The sequence below is a fragment of the Streptomyces sp. NPDC051913 genome, from assembly GCF_044593635.1.
In the GTDB taxonomy this organism is placed as follows: Bacteria; Actinomycetota; Actinomycetes; order Streptomycetales; family Streptomycetaceae; genus Streptomyces.
This window is the reverse complement of record NZ_JBIUCI010000002.1, coordinates 644,423-660,743: the sequence shown is the minus strand read 5'-3', so window position 1 is coordinate 660,743 and position 16,321 is coordinate 644,423. Positions and strand designations below refer to the sequence as shown.

Genomic DNA, 16,321 nt, shown 5'->3' with positions numbered 1-16,321 from the left:
GGGCCGTGGGGGGACCGGGGGGACCGCCACCCGGTAGCAGCGAGATCGCCGTCATCGGCGATGAACGGCACAGCGTAGTCGAGGTGCGAGGCGCGGCGCTCCCTGGTCAGTGCTTGAGGATCTTGGAGAGGAAGTCCTTGGCGCGGTCGGTCTCGGGGTGGGTGAAGAAGGCGTCGGGGGCACGGTCCTCGATGATGCGGCCGTCGGACATGAAGACGACGCGGTTGGCGGAGGCGCGGGCGAAGCCCATCTCATGGGTGACGACGACCATGGTCATGCCGTCGTGGGCGAGTTGCCGCATGACCTCGAGGACCTCGTTGATCATCTCCGGGTCGAGGGCCGAGGTCGGCTCGTCGAAGAGCAGGGCCTTGGGTTCCATGGCGAGGGCGCGGGCGATGGCCACGCGCTGCTGCTGGCCACCGGAGAGCTGCGCCGGGTACTTGTCGGCCTGGTCGGCGAGGCCGACCCGGTCCAGGAGTTGGCGCGAGCGCTGGTCGGCCTCGTCCTTCTTCCGTCTGCGGACCTTGACCTGGGCCAGCGAGATGTTCTGAAGGACCGTCTTGTGGGCGAAGAGGTTGAAGGACTGGAAGACCATGCCGACCTCGGCGCGGAGCCTGGCGAGGGCCTTGCCCTCCTCCGGCAGCGGCTGCCCCTCCAGCTGGATCTCGCCGGACTGGATGGTCTCCAGCCGGTTGATGGTCCTGCACAGTGTCGACTTCCCCGACCCCGACGGGCCGATGACCACGACCACCTCCCCCTTGCCGACGGTGAGGTTGATGTCCTGCAGGACATGCAGCTCCCCGTAGTACTTGTTGACGTCACGCAGCTCGATCAACGGATCGACGGCCATGCCCAGCCCTACCCACTCTCAGCTGTGTCGCGATTGCCGCAAACTATCCAGGCAGGCCCGGAGCGAGCGCACGACACGCACTTTTCGGGCATTAGCCGTATTTACGCCCCTTTTATGTGCGCGCCGCCTGCCCTACGCCTCCGCCACCTCGGCGTACAGCTGGGAGAGTTCGGGCACTCCGCTCGCCGCCCACTCATGACCGTCGGCGACGACGTCGAACTCCCGGCCGGAGGCGAGGCGGATCACGGGCTGGCCGTCGGCACGGATCCCCCACACGGCGCCCGGCACGGTCCGCACGATCACCGTCCCGAGATAGAGCCCGGCGTCGTTGCCGAGCCACTCCAGCACCTCGGCGTCGTCCCGCCAGCGCGGTACCAGCTGGTCGAGGGCCTCCAACGAGGCGGCGGTGTCGTCGAGTTGGACTCCGGACCGGGCCGCCTGTCGGCGCAGCAGCTCGCACTCGGCGAGGAGTTCCGCGATGCCCTCGGCGTCGTGCGCCCCGGGTTCCTTGCGTCGGCTGCCCAGAAAAGGGATCTTCATATGCCCAGCGTGTCATTCGCACCCGCGTGCGCACCACAGGCGCGCGGGCAGTCGATTCCGGGCGACTTCACGCCGAGTTCGCGCATGGCGCGTTGACGGGTCATCCCGGCCTCCCTACCTTCGCCGTGCGTCACACGTCTCGTCCTGACCGGTCGTGAACGGGGGAACCAGGTGCGTCGAGGTGTTCGCATGTCCGGGCTCGTGCTCGCGCTGTTGACGGCGCTGACGCCGGCCGCTCCCGCGCAGGCCGCGCCGGTGCGCAGAGCCACGGAACCCCTGCCGCTGGAGCGGCTCTTCGACAACACGGCCGTGAGTGCCGACGCGCGCCCCGGCGAGGCGGACTTCGACGGCTCCGGCGCCTCCTTGTCCGCGCGGGACCTGACGGCGGCGGGCTGGACGCCGGGCCGCACACTGACCTTGCAGGGGGCGCGGTTGACGTGGCCCCGCCGCAAGCCGGGCGAGCCGGACAACGTACGGGCCGCAGGACAGTCGGTGCGCGTGACCGGGCGCGGGGACGCGCTCGCCTTCCTGACGGCGGCCACGTCGGGATCCGATGTCACGGGCGCGGGGAAGGTGTCGTACACGGACGGCACGGCCTCCTCGTACCGCCTGACCGCACCCGACTGGCGGACCGGCCCGCTCGCCACCAAGTTCGTGGCACTGCCGCACCTGAACACGCCGGGGGGGCAACTCGCCGAAACCGTACGGCTGTACGTCGTGACCGTGCCGCTCGTGCGCGGTCGCCGGGTCGCGTCGGTGCGACTGCCCAACTCGCCGGATCTGCATGTGTTCGCGGTGTCCGTGCGGGCCACCGCACCTGGCTGGACGGGGAGTTGGGCCGCCGCGACGGCCGGGTATCCGGAAGTGGGGCCGTGGCGCGACCGGACGCTGCGGCTCGTCGTGCACACCTCGGTGGGCGGGCCCCGGGTGCGGCTGCGGTTCGACAACACCTTCGCGGCGACACCGGTGCGCATCGGGAGCGTCACCGTGGCGCTCCAGGCGGCGGGCGCGACGGCGCGCGACCTGCCGGTGGCGGCGGGCTTCCGGGGTGCGGCGGGGGTCGAGGTGGCCGCCGGGGCACAGGTGTTCAGCGATCCGCTCGACTTCGACGTGCCGCCGGACAGCAGTCTGCTGGTGAGCTTCCATCTGCCGGGAACGGTGACGGCGGCGCCCGTGCACCGGCTCGCGCGGCAGCGGTCGTACGTCAGCGAGGCGGGCGACCACGCGGCGGACGGCTCGGGAGCGGCGTACACCGGCGTCCTGACCAGCTGGCCGCTGCTGACCGGGGTGGACGTGGGCGGCGGGCCCGGGTCGGTGGTGCTGCTCGGGGACTCGATCACCGACGGGGAGAAGTCCACGGCCGACGCCGACCGGCGCTGGCCGGACGTCCTCGCCGACCGGCTGCTCGCCCAGGACGAGGTCCCGCACTACGGCGTGCTCAACCAGGGCATCTCCGCGAACCGCGTGGTCACCGACCGCTACCCCGGCGACGGTGTCTCCACCGACACCGGCGGGGTGAGCGCCCTGCACCGCTTCGACCGGGACGTCCTCGCCCAGACGTCGGCGCGTACGGCGGTCGTCTTCCAGGGCGTCAACGACGTGCGCTGGGGCACCACGGCCGACGAGGTGATCGCCGGGCTGCGCGAACTCGCCGACCGGGGGCATCAGCGGGGGCTGCGGATGCTGGCGGCGACGATCCTGCCCTGCGAGGGCGAGGCGCGCTGCACGGCCGCCGTCGACGCCGAGCGGGTCCGGGTCAACGTCTGGATCCGGGACACCGACGCGTTCGACGGCGTCCTCGACTTCGACGGGGTCGTACGCGACCCGGCCCACCCGGCGCGGATGCTGCCCGCGTACGACAGCGGGGATCACCTGCATCCGGGGGACGCGGGGCTGGCCGCCCTCGCGGGGGCGGTGGACCTGACGCTGCTGTGACCTACGGGACGTCCAGGTCCACGACCACCGGTGCGTGGTCCGAGGCGCCCTTGCCCTTGCGCTCCTCGCGGTCCACGTAGGCGTCGGTGACGGCCTTCGCGAACGGCTCGTTGCCGTACACCAGGTCGATGCGCATGCCGCGGTTCTTGGGGAAGCAGAGCTGGCGGTAGTCCCAGTACGTGAAGGGGTGGTCGTACTTCAGGGGGCGCGGGACGACGTCCGACAGGCCGGCCTCGCGGAGGGCGGCGAGGGCCGCCCGCTCGGCCGGGGTGACATGGGTGAGGCCCTCGAAGGCGGCCACGTCGTAGACGTCGTCGTCCGTCGGTGCCACGTTGTAGTCACCCAGGATCGCGAACGGCCTGCTGCCCGCCGCGTCACCGGCGACGGCCGCCTTGAGGGCCTCGAACCACTGGAGCTTGTAGGCGTAGTGCGGGTGGTCCACCTCGCGGCCGTTGGGCACGTACACCGACCAGACGCGGACGCCGCCGCAGGTCGCGGAGATCGCGCGGGGTTCGGGGGCGCCGTCGTAGCCGGGGTCGCCGGGCAGGCCCTTGACGACGTCCTCCAGGCCTACTCGGGAGATCACCGCCACGCCGTTCCACCTGCCGGTCGCGTGGACCGCCGCCTCGTAGCCCGCCTCGCGCAGCTGGTCGAACGGGAACTGTTCCTCGGCCAGCTTGGCCTCCTGGAGGCAGAGCACGTCCGTGCCGCTGCTCTCCAGCCAGGCCAGGAGCCTCGGCAGGCGGGCGGTGATCGAGTTCACGTTCCAGGTCGCGATGCGCATGCCTGACAACCTACCGGGCCCCACTGACACTCACACCGACGTGCTCTCCCCCGGCGCCAGACGCAGATGCTCCGCCCCGCCGAGCGCGCCGATCTGGTTGTCGTAGATCGGGCGGGCCAGGTCGGTGAGCAGGGCGTCATGGATGTCGTACGCCCGCTGTGGCTTGACCTCGCGGACGTAGTCGATCACCTCGGAGATCTTGCTCCAGGGCGCCATGACCGGCAGCATCAGCGTCTCCACCGCGTGGTCGGGGACGGTCAGGGCGTCGCCCGGGTGGAAGACCCGGCCGCCGTCGATCAGGTAGCCGACATTGGTGATGCGCGGGATGTCCGGGTGGATCACGGCGTGCAGCTCGCCGTGGACCTGGACGTCGAAGCCCGCGGCGGTGAACGTGTCGCCGTGGCCGACGGTGTGCACCCGGCCCGGGAAAGCGGCGGAGATCTTCTGCGCGACGGAGCTCAGGGTCCAGATCTCGGTCGCCGGGTCGGCCTCCATGGCCGCGCGCAGCCGCTCCTCGCTGAAGTGGTCGGCATGCTCGTGCGTGACGAGGATCGCCTCCGCGCCGAGGGCGGCGTCCTCCTCGCTGAACATGCCCGGGTCGAGGACGAGCGTGCGCCCGTCCTTCTCCAGACGGACGCAGGCGTGCGACTTCTTCGTGAGCTTCATGGTCATGGCACCATCCTGCCCCCTGGAAAGGACACCTGGGCGGACTCAGCCTGGTGGTCCCGCTGCCCGGCTGAGGTACTCACTCCTCGGGGGTGGTCTCCTCGCGGATGACCTGCTGGGCCACCTTGAAGGCGCTGTTGGCCGCCGGGACGCCGCAGTAGACGGCCGCCTGGAGCAGCACCTCCTTGATCTCGGCCGGGGTGAGGCCGTTGCGCAGCGCGGCCCGGACATGGAAGCCGAGCTCCTCCAGGTGGCCGCCCGCGACCAGCGCGGTGAGCGTGACACAGCTGCGGGAGCGGCGGTCGAGGCCCGGGCGGTCCCAGATCTCGCCCCAGGCGTAGCGGGTGACGAACTCCTGGAAGTCGCCGGAGAAGTCGTCGGCCTGCGCCAGCGCGCGGTCCACGTGCGCGTCGCCGAGGACCTCACGGCGCACCTTGAGCCCGGCGTCGTACGGGTCGGGCCGGCCGCCCATGACCAGGGGTGCCGGGGCGGCCGGGGCGATCTCGGCGATCGGCACGACCTGGGGCGGCGGCCCCGGGGCGGCCAGGACCGGCTTGACGGGGGCCGCGGGGATCGCCATCTGGCCGGTCGTCGAGTCGTAGGCGGGCTGCCAGGCGGTGGAGAAGTGCCGGACCAGGAGGTCGGTGACGGCCGCGGGCTGTTCCACCGGTACGAGGTGCGAGGCACCCGGTACGACGGCCAGGCGCGCGTCGGGGATCCCGGCGACCAGCGTGCGGGCCTCCGCGGGGCCGGTGACCTGGTCGTCGGAGCCGACGAGGACGAGGGTCGGCGCCCCGACGCGACCGAGCTCGGGCCGTACGTCGAAGGCGGCGAGGGCCTCGCAGGCCGCGATGTAGCAGCCGGGGTCGGTGGTGCGGACCATCTGCACGGCCCAGTCGGTGATCGCGGGCTGCGCGGCGGCGAACCCGCCGGTGAACCAGCGGTCGGGGGACGACCGGGCGATGGGGTCGAGCCCGTTGGTCCGCACGATCACGCCCCGCTGCCGGAACTCGTCCGGCGTCCCGAACCGGGGCGAGGTCGCGATCAGCGCGAGGGACGCGATCCGCTCCGGATGGCGCAGCGCCAGCTCCATGCCGATCGCACCGCCGAGCGCGCAGCCCGCGTAGCCGAAGCGCTGCACACCGAGGCCGTCGAGGGTGGCGAGCAGCCGGGCGGTGATGTCGCCGACCGAGCCCGCGGGGTAGGCGGGTGCGCCGCCGTGGCCCGGCAGGTCGAACCGGAAGATGCGCCACTGCTTGGCCAGCTCGGGCACCTGCCGGTCCCACATGTGCCAGGTCGTGCCGAGCGAGGGGCCCAGGATGAGGACCGGGGCGTCGTCCGGGCCGTCGAGGCGGTACTGGAGGGCGGGGGTCTGCGTCTCACTCACCGCTCCACGCTAACCGCCGTTTCTGAGCGCCCGGCCCCTGGGCCCCCAGTCCCCACACCTGGCTCCCGCACATCGACGGCGAACCCTCACATCGTCTTCACCGACGGGCGCGTTACGGGAAACCGGGGGCGGGGGCCGTACCTCGGACGGCCACGCCGTAGCGGGTCCGCATGCGCCGCATTTCCCAGAGCGCGACGACGGTCACCGACACCGGGCCGCCCAGCAGGGAGCAGAGCTGAACGCCGGGCGGGCCCTGCGCCGGCATCCCGCTGTCGATCAGGTTGAAGATCGCGAACACCCACACGAACACCATCGTCACCACGGGCGGCAGCATCGGATGGACGTGGCCGGTGTTGAAAGCGCTGCGCGCGGAGTAGAGCGAGGCCAGGACGAAGAAGGGAAGACCCCAGGCCAGCGCGGCCAGTCCCGCCAGCCCCACCACGAACCCCTGCCAGCCGTGCAGGTCGGTCTTGGCCAACAGGGAGATTCCGAAAAGGGTTCCGCCGAGGACTACCACGGTCGTCACATACCAGCCGACCGCCTTCAGCGGGACCCGGAGCCGGGAGCGGAGGTGGGGTCGCAGATGCGGGGGCGCGTAGTAGATGAAGCCGAGGATGACCAGTGGACCGCCGACGATCAGCAGGACCGGGGCGACGAGCGCCTGGGCGGCACTGCCGGCCGCCGCGTCCTCCCAGCCGCCCTTGTCCGCGCCGTAGACGAGGAACAGGACGACGGTGGCGGCGGCGCCGAGGACGGTGCGGGCCACCTGGACGCGATCCACGGTGCGGTCCTGGATGCGATCGTCGCCCGCCTGCACGAAGAGCCGGGTGGCGACGCGGTGCGCGGAACGGATGATGACGGCGGTGAGGTAGGGCAGGGACAGGAACCACAGCCGGCTGCGACGGCGTGGCAATCGGCCGGGCGTCGGGGCCGGGGGCACGTAGGGGTACGGGTTCTGCGGCGGGTACGGGTGTGGCGGCGCCGGTGGTCCGTAGGGACCGCCCTGGGGCGGGAGTCCATAAGGGTTGTTCGTCGGCGGGCCGGGCGGCGGGCCCCAGCCCTGGCCGCCGTTCGGGTTGCCGCCGGGGTGTCCCGCCTGTCCCGGGCCCGTGCCGGGGCCCCATCCGCCCGTTGCCATCTCTGTTCCCCCGAGGTGTTCCGCTGTCAGTTCGCCGTGTCGCGCGGCGACATCGCGGCAGTGTAGTGGCTGATGTGTCCACTGCCGTCACCTGGTTTGTGGCGAGATGGTGCGGAAACGAGGTCAACTCTCCGCCGAAGCACCCAGACCCGTCAGGGCTCCGACCGGATCCAGGTCGGGCGTGCCGCGGGGCCACCAGTCGTCGGCGCCGGGGTCGGACTCGTACGCGTACCACAACCCGTCGCGGCCGAGGCGGAGTTGGACATGGCCGCGGGGGTGGGTGAGGTGGTTGCGCCAGGGGCGGAAGGCCGGGAGGTCGGCGGCGAGGAGCAGTGGGCGGGCCCGGTCGAAGCGGCCGGCCGGCGGGTCCCAGGGTTCCTCCAGTACGGCGAGTCCCTCGAACCCGCCCTGCCGCCACGCGGCGACCGCGCGGGCCAGGTCGGACGGGGTGCGGTCGGCGGCGGAGGCGAGCGAGGCGTACAACGACCGGGTGGTGGCGGTGAGTCCGGAACCGGGGCGGGCCGCGGCGAGCCGTACCGCGTCCTGCCACAGGGTCAGTTCGGCGACCGGGTCACGGCCGGTGCCGAGCAGGGCGTGGGCGCGGGCGGCGGCGTCGGTCGCCAGCTGGTCCAGCGCGAAGGGGTCGGGGCCGCCCGGGGCCGCCGGGTAGACCGGGGACTGCTCGGGGTGCGCGGGCACGGGCAACGGCGCCGGGAGCGGCGGAAGCTGACGGGGCGTGAGGACTTCTGTGGCGCGTACGCCGGGCAGCGGCGCCGGTCCCTTCTCCTGGGCGGCGCGGGCCGCGCGGGCGGCGCTCAGCCGGGAGAGGGTGTCGAGCAGCTCACGCTCGCCCCGGCCGCGCAGCAGGAGCAGCACGAAGGGGTCGGCGTCGAGGAGTCGGGCGGTCTGGTAGCAGAGGGCGGCGGCGTGTTTGCAGGGGTGTCCGCGGTCCGGGCAGCTGCAGTGCGGGTCGAGCTCTCCGGGCCCCGGGAGCAGTCGCACCCGGCCCTCGGCCAGCGAATGCGGCATCTCCTTGTCGAGGAGCGCGGCGATGTGGCCCGGGCGCTCGGCGGCGGCGTCCAGGAACCACCCCCACTGCTCGTCGTCGAGCGTGCGCAACCGCACCTGGACGCGGTAGGGGCGAGGACGGCTCCCCTGCACATAGGCGAGAACCAGGCCGGGTGTCACGGTGATGGCGTCGACGTTCCCCTGCTCGGCGTACCCTCGCCCGCGTGCCAGCCGCTTCGCGTCCAACGCCCCCTCCTCCAACGCCGTGACCCACGCATTGCCCCACCAGGTCTCGGCGAAGCCGTGCTCACCGCCCGGGGCACGGGAGCCGAACGCCGGGAAGGTACGCCGGAGTTCACCGTCCCGGCCGGGGGCGGCCATGGAGCGGGGGTGGCGGGGGGTCGAGGTCGGTGAGTCGGAGGGCGTGGCGAAGGGACGGGGCTCGGCGGGGGTGCGGGGCGGGGTGCTGGTGGCGGGCGTCGGTGGAGTGGAGGTGTGTGCCGTGGCCGGGTCGGGCGAGGGTGCGGCAGGCGCGGCGGATGTCTCCGTCGGGGTCTCGCCGTAGGAGGACGCCGGACCAGCCGAACCGCCCTGCACGGCCTGGGGGTCGCCGTCGCCGGGCTCGGTCGGCTCGTTCCCGTCTTCGGGCATACGGAAGGCGTCGCCGATCAGAGCCCGGAGGTCACGCGCGCGCCGGCCGCCGCCTCGTCCGCCGGGCGGGGAGCCGGGCGTGCGAGGGGCCGGCCGCTGCGACGTGTGCCGTCTGCTCGCGGCAGCCTCGGTCACGCCCTCCACCTGGACGGCACGCCGCGCTTCCGCCCTGGCGGCCCGCAACGCCTCCCGCGCACGGTCGGCGGGGCGCGCGGGCGGGTCCTCGCCGACGGAACCGTCGGCCGCGTCCGCCGCACCCGCCGGGTTCTCCGCCGCACCTGCCGGGCCCTCCCCCACGCCGGACCCGCTGTCGGGCGCCGCGCGCTGGGTCCCACCAACCGCGGGGGCGCCCTGCGGCTCCGCCTGCCCGGGATCGCCCACACCGGAGCCGGCCCGAGTCTCCACCCGCCCGGCGTCTGGCACGCCGTAGGCATCCTGCGGTTCCGGCCCGCGGTCCGTCGGCCCGCCGGCTCCGGCCGTGTCCCGCAACGGAACGTCCTGCTCCGCCCCCGCCCCACCGTCCACCGGGTCGGAGCTTCGTCGCGGCATCGCGGCGCCGCCCTCATGTCCCCCGCGTTGTGCCGCCTCCTCCTCCGCGGCTCTCCGCTGCCGGGCCTCGCGCGCCTCCCGCAGGGCGCGGCGGGCCTCGTCGGCCGGGCGCGCGGTCATGGCGTCCTCCGCAGGGAGACGAGGTCGGTCAGTTCGCGGTCCGTCAGTTCCGTCAGGGCCGATTCACCGGAGCCCAGGATCGCGTCGGCGAGGGCCCGCTTCGCTTCGAGCATCTCGGCGATGCGGTCCTCCACCGTGCCCTCGGTGATGAGGCGGTGGACCTGGACCGGCTGGGTCTGGCCGATGCGGTACGCGCGGTCGGTCGCCTGCTCCTCGACGGCCGGGTTCCACCAGCGGTCGAAGTGGACGACATGGCCCGCGCGGGTGAGGTTCAGGCCGGTGCCCGCCGCCTTGAGGGAGAGGACGAGGACCGGTGTCGCGCCGGCCTGGAACCGGTCCACCATGCGTTCGCGTTCCGGCACCGGCGTGCCGCCGTGCAGCAGGTCGACCGGGACCGCGCGGGCGCCGAGGTGGGCGGTGATCAGACGGGCCATGCCGACGTACTGGGTGAAGACGAGCGCCGAGCCGTCCTCGGCGAGGACCGTGTCCAACAGCTCGTCCAGCAGGGCGAGTTTGCCGGAGCGCAGCGCCAGCCGCTCGGCGCCACCGGCGTCCTCCTTCAAATACAGCGCCGGGTGGTCGCAGATCTGTTTCAGCGCGCCCAGCAGCTTCAGGACCAGGCCCTTGCGGGCGATGCCGTCCGCCGTCTCGATGGCGTACAGCGACTCGCGTACGACCGCCTCGTAGAGGGAGGCCTGTTCGCGGGTGAGCGGGACGGGGTGGTCCGTCTCCGTCTTGGGCGGCAGTTCGGGGACGATGCCGGGGTCGGACTTCTTGCGGCGCAGGAGGAAGGGGCGGACCAGGCGGGCCAGCCGTTCCACCGCTTCCGTGTCCTCGCCGTTCTCGACCGCGCGTGCGTGGCGGGCGCGGAAGGATTTGAGCGGGCCGAGGAGCCCTGGTGTCGTCCAGTCGAGGAGGGCCCAGAGTTCGGAGAGGTTGTTCTCCACGGGCGTGCCGGTGAGGGCGACGCGGGCGGGCGACGGGATCGTGCGCAGGGCCTTCGCCGTCGCCGAGTACGGGTTCTTGACGTGCTGTGCCTCGTCCGCGACGACCATGCCCCACTGCTGCTCGGCCAGCCGCGCGGCCGTCGACCGCATGGTGCCGTAGGTGGTCAGGACGAAGCCGCCGTCGAGGTCGTCGAGGCTGCGCTCGGGGCCGTGGAAGCGGCGGACGGGGACGCCCGGTGCGAAACGGGTGATCTCCCGCTGCCAGTTGCCGAGGAGCGAGGCCGGGCAGACCACGAGGGTGGGTTCGGTGCGGGCGCGTCGCAGGTGCAGCGCGATCACCGTGATCGTCTTGCCCAGGCCCATGTCGTCGGCGAGACAGCCGCCGAGGCCGAGGGTGGTCATGAGGTCCAGCCAGGCGAGGCCCCGGAGTTGGTAGTCGCGCAGTGTGGCGTGCAGGCCCGGCGGCGGCTCCGCCGGGCGGATGCCCGCCGTCAGCCGGTCCCGCAAGGCCGCCAGTGCGCCGACCGGGACCGCCTCCACCGTCTCGCCGTCGACCTCCGCCGTGCCCGAGAGCGCGACGGACAGCGCGTCGACCGGGTCGAGCAGGCCCAGTTCGCGCTTTCGGGCCTTGCGGACGAGCGCCGGGTCGACCAGCACCCACTGGTCACGCAGCCGGACGACGGGCCGGTGGGCCTCGGCGAGCGTGTCCATCTCGGCCTCGGTGAGCGGGTCGTCGCCGAGCGCCAACTGCCAGCGGAACTGGAGGAGTTCCTCGCTCTCGAAGAAGCCGGTGCCGTCGGTCGCCGAACCCGGGGCGGGTCGGACCACGGCGGCGGCGCTGAGGTCGTGCGCCAGGTCCCGGGGCCAGTGCACGGCGACCCCGGCCGCCGCGAGCCGGGTCGCGGCGACACCGAGCAGTTCCCCCAACTCGTGCTCGGACAGGGCCAGTACGTCGGGGACGTCCTGTTCGGCGAGCCGGTCCAGGGGCGGCCAGACCCGGGCGGCGCGCCGCACGGCGAGGGCGGCGTCGACGCGCGCGCGGGGCCCGAAGACCGCGTCGGCCTCGCCCGCCCACAGGGCCGCCGCGTCGGCGACGAGGGTGGGGTCGGCGAGGCTGTGCACCTGGACGATGGCGGCACCGGCGCTGCGGACCTGGTCACCGGTGTCGAACAGTTCATAGGCCGACAGGTCGAGGCGGAGCGAGATCCGCACGCCCGCGTCCATGCCGGCGGCGACCTCCGCGGCCCAGTCGTGCGCACCGGGCAGCTGCTGCGGGCGGCGGTCGGCGAAGGGCCTGCCGGAGGCGAACGGGGCGGCCGGGGTGCGCGGGAGGGTGTCCGCGACGGCGTCCAGGAAGGCGCGCATCAGCGCTTCCGGCTCGGGCAGCCGCAGCGGGCCGGGGCCGGGCAGCGGGACGGCATGGCCCTCGGCCGGCAGGGCGGCGGCGATGGCGCGCAGATGCGCGATGTCGTCCGGGTCGAGGGGGCCGGCCCGCCAGGCGTCATGTCCCGTGGCGGTCAGGCCGGGCAGCAGCCGGCCGCGCGCGGTGAGCCGCAGCGCGTGCAGGGCGGCGGCGCCCCAGCAGGCGGTGGCGGGATGGGCGGCCGGGTCGCGCCGGGCGCGCACGAGGAGGGGCAGGGCCTCGGCGAGGGGGACGGTGAGCGCGGGGGCCGTACGCCGACGGACACCTGCGCCGTGCCGTCGTACGACGGTGAGGTCCGTGCGACCGTCGGCTCCGTCGGGCAGGGGGCCGTCCTCGGGGTCCCAGAAGGCCATCCGGCCCTCGCGCGGGAGCGGGGCGGGGAGGAAGACGGCGGCGAGGCGCGCGGAGAGCGGCTGGGTCGCCCGGTCGGCCACCGCCGTGACCGTGTCGCTCATACGTCCTGCCACCTCCCCACCCGTGTGTCGGATCAGACGTCTACGACTCTACGGGCGGGGTCTGACAATCGGCTCCGGCGGCGGGCCGCGCCCCCGCCTACGGAACCGTGCGGGAGACGACGTACACCATCGGGTTGGCCGGGTCGGCGGTGTTCACGACGATGTCCTGGGTCGGCGCGGGGTTCTTCTGTTTGTGGACCAGGCCCGCCCAGGGGCCGGGGCCGGTGAAGGACCAGCCGGTGATCTTCTGGTCGCGGGCGCTGATGGTGATGTCGCCCTGCTTCAGGTCGTCGCGGCCGACGCCGACGCCCGCGAGGAAGGTGTCCAGGCCCGCGTTGGAGGTGCGGAACTGGACGTAGAGGCGGCTGGTCTTCCAGTTGTTGGTCTCGTAGTACGCGATCCGGTCCGCGGGGTGCGGGACCGGCACCTGGTACAGCCGGCGCTGGACCTTCGACGGGTACCCGGCGGTGAGGCCGGTCGCCGAGTACTTCGCCTCCTTGTCCTTGCCGCTGTTGCGGCTCTGGTTGGCGGAGATCACCAGATAGCCGGCCGGGACGCCGATGAGCAGCACGATGATGAGCAGCGTGAGCGCGCGGCGGCGGTTGCGGTGGCGGCGGTCCTCGGTCGGCCGGGGCGGCTCGTCCGGGGAGTGGGCCGCCTGGCGTGGCAGCGAGGCCGTCACAGGGACTCCCGGGTCGTGCGGCGGGCCTCCGTGTACCGCGCGTAGCGCTCGTACCGCTCGACGCGGCGCCGGTTGGCGCGCCGGAAGCGGCGGGCGACCAGCCGCGCCAGGTCCGCCGCGCCGACCATGCCGGCCTCGGGGCCGAGCTGGGCTCGGACTATGCGCGCCTCGGGGCGGTAGCCGCGCCCGGTGAGCTGGCGCTTGAAGGCGTCCCGCGCGGGGGCGATCAGCAGCTCGTCGGCCGCGGAGACACCGCCGCCGATCACGAAGCAGGAGGGGTCCAGGGCGGCCGCGAGGTTGGCGATGCCGACGCCGAGCCACTGGCCGATGTCCTGGAGCAGCTCGATGCACATCGCGTCGCCCTCGCGGGCCAGCTCCGTGATCATCGGGCCGGTGATGTCGCCGATCTGGCCCTTGACGTGCTCGATGATCCCGTACGCCACCGGCGAGTCGGCGGCGGCGAGTTCCTTGGCCTCGCGCACCAGCGCGTTGCCGGAGCTGTACTGCTCCCAGCAGCCGCGGTTGCCGCACGGGCAGCGGTGGCCGCCGGGGACGACCTGCATATGGCCGAACTCGCCCGCGACGCCGTACTTGCCGCGCTTGACCTGGCCGTCCTCCAGGATCGCGCCGCCGATGCCGGTGCCCAGCGTGATCATCACGAGGTGGTCCTCGTCCCGGCCCGCGCCGAAGCGCCACTCGGCCCAGGCCGCGGCGTTGGCGTCGTTGTCGACCAGGACGGGCACGGCGAGGCGGTCCGCGAGGCGGTCGCGCAGCGGTTCGTTGCGCCAGGACAGGTGCGGGGCGAACAGGACGCGGTTGCGGTCGGCGTCGACCCAGCCGGCCGCGCCGATGCCGACCGCGTGCACGTCGTGCCGGTCGGAGAGGTCCAGGACCAGCTCGCAGATGGTGTCCTCGACGACCTTCGGGCTCTTGGACTTGTCCGGGGTCTCGGTCCGGAGCTTCTCCAGGATGTTGCCGTCGGCGTCGACGACTCCCGCCATCACCTTGGTGCCGCCGATGTCGATGCCCACGGTGGGCACGCGGGGTGCGGTCAGGTGTGAGCGGCGCTCGCGGGTGCCGACCGTGCGCAGGGCCGGGGCGCGGCGGGAGCCGATCGGGGCGCTGAAGTTGCCGTAGGTGCTCATCGGCCTCGATTCTGCCTCACCGTCGGTACGGGTGCCGTACGGGGAAACATAGACGAGGTTCAGGTCGGTCACTTTGTCCGGACATTGCGACCAAGTCACCCCGGCTCAAGCGGGCCTGCGGCGCCGGGCGAGGGCCTCCCCGGTGGCTCCCTAGGGGCGCACGAGCAGCTGGAACTCGAAGGAGTAGCGGGTCGGCCGGTACGTGTGCGTGCCGAACTCGACGGCGCGGCCGGTGTCGTCGAAGGTCACCCGCTGCATGGTGAGCAGCGGCGCGCCCGTCTCCTCGACGAGCCGCTCCGCCTCGGTGGTGGTGGCGGCGCGGGCGCCGATGGACTGGCGGGCACTGTGCAGGGTGATCCCCGCGGAGCGCATCAGCCGGTACAGGCCGGTGGCCTCCAGCTGGGCGGTGTCCAGGTCGAGCAGGCCGGGCGGGATGAAGTTGCACAGGTACGCCATCGGCTCGCCGTGTGCCAGGCGCAGCCGCTCGATGCGGTGTACATCGCTGTCCTCGGCCACGCCGAGGGCCGCCGCGACCTCGGCGGAGGCCGGGACGAGGGTGTTGACGACGACCTTGGTCGCCGGGCGCTGTCCGGCCGTCTCCAGGTCGTCGTAGAGGCTGCTGAGCTCCAGCGGGCGCTTGACCTGGCTGTGCACGACCTGCGTGCCGACCCCGCGACGGCGGACGAGCAGGCCCTTGTCGACGAGCGACTGGATGGCCTGGCGGACGGTCGGCCGGGACAGGCCGAGGCGCGCGGCGAGTTCGATCTCGTTGCCGAGCAGACTGCCGGGGGTGAGCGTTCCGTGCTCGATCGCGGCCTCCAGCTGCTGGGACAGCTGGAAGTACAACGGCACCGGGCTGCTTCGGTCCACGCTGAGGTCGAGTGTCACGGTCGGGTCCACATCTGGTTTCGGCACGGGCCGAGCGTAGCCGCGTGGCCGGTTGACGGGAAGTTGTGTAGTTCGATTGTCCGGACATATGCATTGACAGCGAGTGGTCCGCGACCACATTTTGTTCACATGCGCATCGGGGTCATCGGTACCGGCCGGATCGGCACCATTCACGCGAGGACGCTCAGCCGTCATCGCGACGTCGGGTCCTTGATCCTCACGGACGCCGACGGCACACGGGCACAGGAGCTGGCACACCGCTTAGGGGAGACGGCCGCCCCCGGGGTCGACGAGATCTTCCAGTGGGGCGTGGACGCGGTGGTGATCACCACGGCGACGTCGGCGCACGCCGAACTGATCGGTCGGGCAGCGCGCTCGGGGCTCCCGGTCTTCTGCGAGAAGCCGATAGCGCTCGACCTGCCCGGCACGCTGCAGGCCATCGACGAGGTCGAGACGGCCGGGACGGTCCTCCAGATGGGCTTCCAGCGCCGCTTCGACACGGGCTACGCGGGCGCGCGCGACGCGGTGCGATCGGGACGGCTCGGGCGGCTGCACACCGTACGGGCGCTCACCTCCGACCAGGAGCCGCCGCCGGCCGCCTGGCTGCCGCTGTCCGGCGGGCTGTACCGGGACACCCTGATCCACGACTTCGACATGCTGCGCTGGGTGACCGGACGGGAGGTCGTGGACGTGTACGCGGCCGGATCCGACGCGGGGCCCGCGATGTTCCGCGCGGCGGGCGACGTCGACACGGCCGCGGCCGTCCTCACCCTCGACGACGGCACGCTCGCCACGGCGACGGCGACCCGGCTGAACGGGGCGGGCTACGACGTCCGCATGGAACTCGCCGGGGAGCTCGACCAGATCGTGGTCGGCCTCGACGACCGCACCCCGATCGCGTCCACCGAGCCGACGGGTCCCCCGGCCGCCGACAAGCCGTGGGAAGGGTTCCTGGAGCGGTTCGGACCGGCCTACGAGGCCGAACTCAACGCGTTCGTCGAGGTGGTCCGGGGGGAGCGCGCCAACCCCTGCGACGGGCGCGAGGCGTTGCAGGCGCTGCGGATCGCCGAGGCGTGCGAAGTGTCACGGCGGGAGCGGCGGCCGGTGCGGCTGGGAGAGGGACTGGGCTGACGGAGCACGGGGCTGACGAGGC

Annotated in this window: 13 protein-coding genes; 2 read left to right on the top strand and 11 right to left on the bottom strand. The window is 73.2% G+C overall.

Translation table 11 applies throughout. The annotated features are described in order from the left end of the window. Positions 1-106: 106 nt before the first annotated feature. Together ACIHIX_RS08175 and ACIHIX_RS08170 are read right to left on the bottom strand one after the other, a co-directional pair. Positions 107-850, bottom strand: coding sequence for an amino acid ABC transporter ATP-binding protein (locus ACIHIX_RS08175; RefSeq protein ID WP_399951491.1), 744 nt, complete (start codon positions 848-850; stop codon positions 107-109). A gap of 132 nt (positions 851-982) precedes the next feature. Next, positions 983-1,390: a DUF6278 family protein gene (locus tag ACIHIX_RS08170; RefSeq protein ID WP_399951488.1), complete on the bottom strand. Its 408-nt coding sequence runs from the start codon at positions 1,388-1,390 to the stop codon at positions 983-985. A 189-nt stretch (positions 1,391-1,579) separates the two neighbouring features. Here ACIHIX_RS08170 and ACIHIX_RS08165 point away from each other — a divergent pair, with 189 nt between their 5' ends. Next, on the top strand, positions 1,580-3,325 hold the full coding sequence (locus ACIHIX_RS08165) for an SGNH/GDSL hydrolase family protein (RefSeq protein ID WP_399951485.1): 1,746 nt from the start codon (positions 1,580-1,582) through the stop codon (positions 3,323-3,325). Position 3,326: 1 nt separating this feature from the next. Here the strand turns inward: ACIHIX_RS08165 and ACIHIX_RS08160 are convergent, their stop codons facing one another. The 9 genes from ACIHIX_RS08160 to ACIHIX_RS08120 all read right to left on the bottom strand — a co-directional run bounded on the left by ACIHIX_RS08160 (position 3,327) and on the right by ACIHIX_RS08120 (position 15,168). Beyond that, complete coding sequence (locus ACIHIX_RS08160; protein ID WP_329332992.1) at positions 3,327-4,109, bottom strand: exodeoxyribonuclease III; 783 nt, start codon at positions 4,107-4,109, stop codon at positions 3,327-3,329. 30 nt (positions 4,110-4,139) lie between these two features. Further along, positions 4,140-4,775, bottom strand: coding sequence for an MBL fold metallo-hydrolase (locus tag ACIHIX_RS08155; RefSeq protein WP_399951960.1), 636 nt, complete (start codon positions 4,773-4,775; stop codon positions 4,140-4,142). Between the two features lie 79 nt (positions 4,776-4,854). Next, positions 4,855-6,162, bottom strand: coding sequence for a 4-carboxymuconolactone decarboxylase (gene pcaC / locus ACIHIX_RS08150; RefSeq protein WP_399951482.1), 1,308 nt, complete (start codon positions 6,160-6,162; stop codon positions 4,855-4,857). Between the two features lie 112 nt (positions 6,163-6,274). Then, positions 6,275-7,300: a hypothetical protein gene (locus ACIHIX_RS08145; RefSeq protein ID WP_399951479.1), complete on the bottom strand. Its 1,026-nt coding sequence runs from the start codon at positions 7,298-7,300 to the stop codon at positions 6,275-6,277. A gap of 123 nt (positions 7,301-7,423) precedes the next feature. Next, entirely contained in the window at positions 7,424-9,628 is a 2,205-nt protein-coding gene (locus ACIHIX_RS08140) for an SWIM zinc finger family protein (RefSeq protein ID WP_399951476.1), read from the bottom strand. Then, entirely contained in the window at positions 9,625-12,453 is a 2,829-nt protein-coding gene (locus ACIHIX_RS08135; RefSeq protein ID WP_399951473.1) for an SNF2-related protein, read from the bottom strand. Before ACIHIX_RS08135 ends, ACIHIX_RS08140 begins: the two co-directional genes overlap by 4 nt. 97 nt (positions 12,454-12,550) lie before the next feature. Continuing rightward, positions 12,551-13,135 (bottom strand): sugar kinase, encoded by a 585-nt coding sequence (locus ACIHIX_RS08130; protein WP_329333014.1) that lies wholly within the window; start codon positions 13,133-13,135, stop codon positions 12,551-12,553. Beyond that, complete coding sequence (locus ACIHIX_RS08125; protein WP_399951469.1) at positions 13,132-14,280, bottom strand: ROK family glucokinase; 1,149 nt, start codon at positions 14,278-14,280, stop codon at positions 13,132-13,134. Before ACIHIX_RS08125 ends, ACIHIX_RS08130 begins: the two co-directional genes overlap by 4 nt. A 150-nt stretch (positions 14,281-14,430) precedes the next feature. Next, a complete protein-coding gene (locus ACIHIX_RS08120) occupies positions 14,431-15,168 on the bottom strand; it encodes a GntR family transcriptional regulator (protein WP_399951957.1) in 738 nt (245 codons plus the stop codon). 129 nt (positions 15,169-15,297) lie between these two features. Between ACIHIX_RS08120 and ACIHIX_RS08115 the strand changes: the two genes are divergently transcribed. Continuing rightward, the gene (locus ACIHIX_RS08115; protein WP_399951466.1) at positions 15,298-16,299 is read left to right on the top strand and encodes a Gfo/Idh/MocA family oxidoreductase; all 1,002 of its coding nucleotides are present in this window, start codon (positions 15,298-15,300) and stop codon (positions 16,297-16,299) included. Positions 16,300-16,321 lie beyond the last annotated feature (22 nt).

Bases quoted from the DNA above. Each gene is read 5' to 3' on its own strand.
- ACIHIX_RS08175 (WP_399951491.1), bottom strand. From the start codon at position 850: ATGGCCGTCGATCCGTTGATCGAGCTGCGTGACGTCAACAAGTACTAC.
- ACIHIX_RS08170 (WP_399951488.1), bottom strand. From the start codon at position 1,390: ATGAAGATCCCTTTTCTGGGCAGCCGACGCAAGGAACCCGGGGCGCAC.
- ACIHIX_RS08165 (WP_399951485.1), top strand. From the start codon at position 1,580: ATGTCCGGGCTCGTGCTCGCGCTGTTGACGGCGCTGACGCCGGCCGCT.
- ACIHIX_RS08160 (WP_329332992.1), bottom strand. From the start codon at position 4,109: ATGCGCATCGCGACCTGGAACGTGAACTCGATCACCGCCCGCCTGCCG.
- ACIHIX_RS08155 (WP_399951960.1), bottom strand. From the start codon at position 4,775: ATGAAGCTCACGAAGAAGTCGCACGCCTGCGTCCGTCTGGAGAAGGAC.
- ACIHIX_RS08145 (WP_399951479.1), bottom strand. From the start codon at position 7,300: ATGGCAACGGGCGGATGGGGCCCCGGCACGGGCCCGGGACAGGCGGGA.
- ACIHIX_RS08140 (WP_399951476.1), bottom strand. From the start codon at position 9,628: ATGACCGCGCGCCCGGCCGACGAGGCCCGCCGCGCCCTGCGGGAGGCG.
- ACIHIX_RS08135 (WP_399951473.1), bottom strand. From the start codon at position 12,453: ATGAGCGACACGGTCACGGCGGTGGCCGACCGGGCGACCCAGCCGCTC.
- ACIHIX_RS08125 (WP_399951469.1), bottom strand. From the start codon at position 14,280: ATGAGCACCTACGGCAACTTCAGCGCCCCGATCGGCTCCCGCCGCGCC.
- ACIHIX_RS08115 (WP_399951466.1), top strand. From the start codon at position 15,298: ATGCGCATCGGGGTCATCGGTACCGGCCGGATCGGCACCATTCACGCG.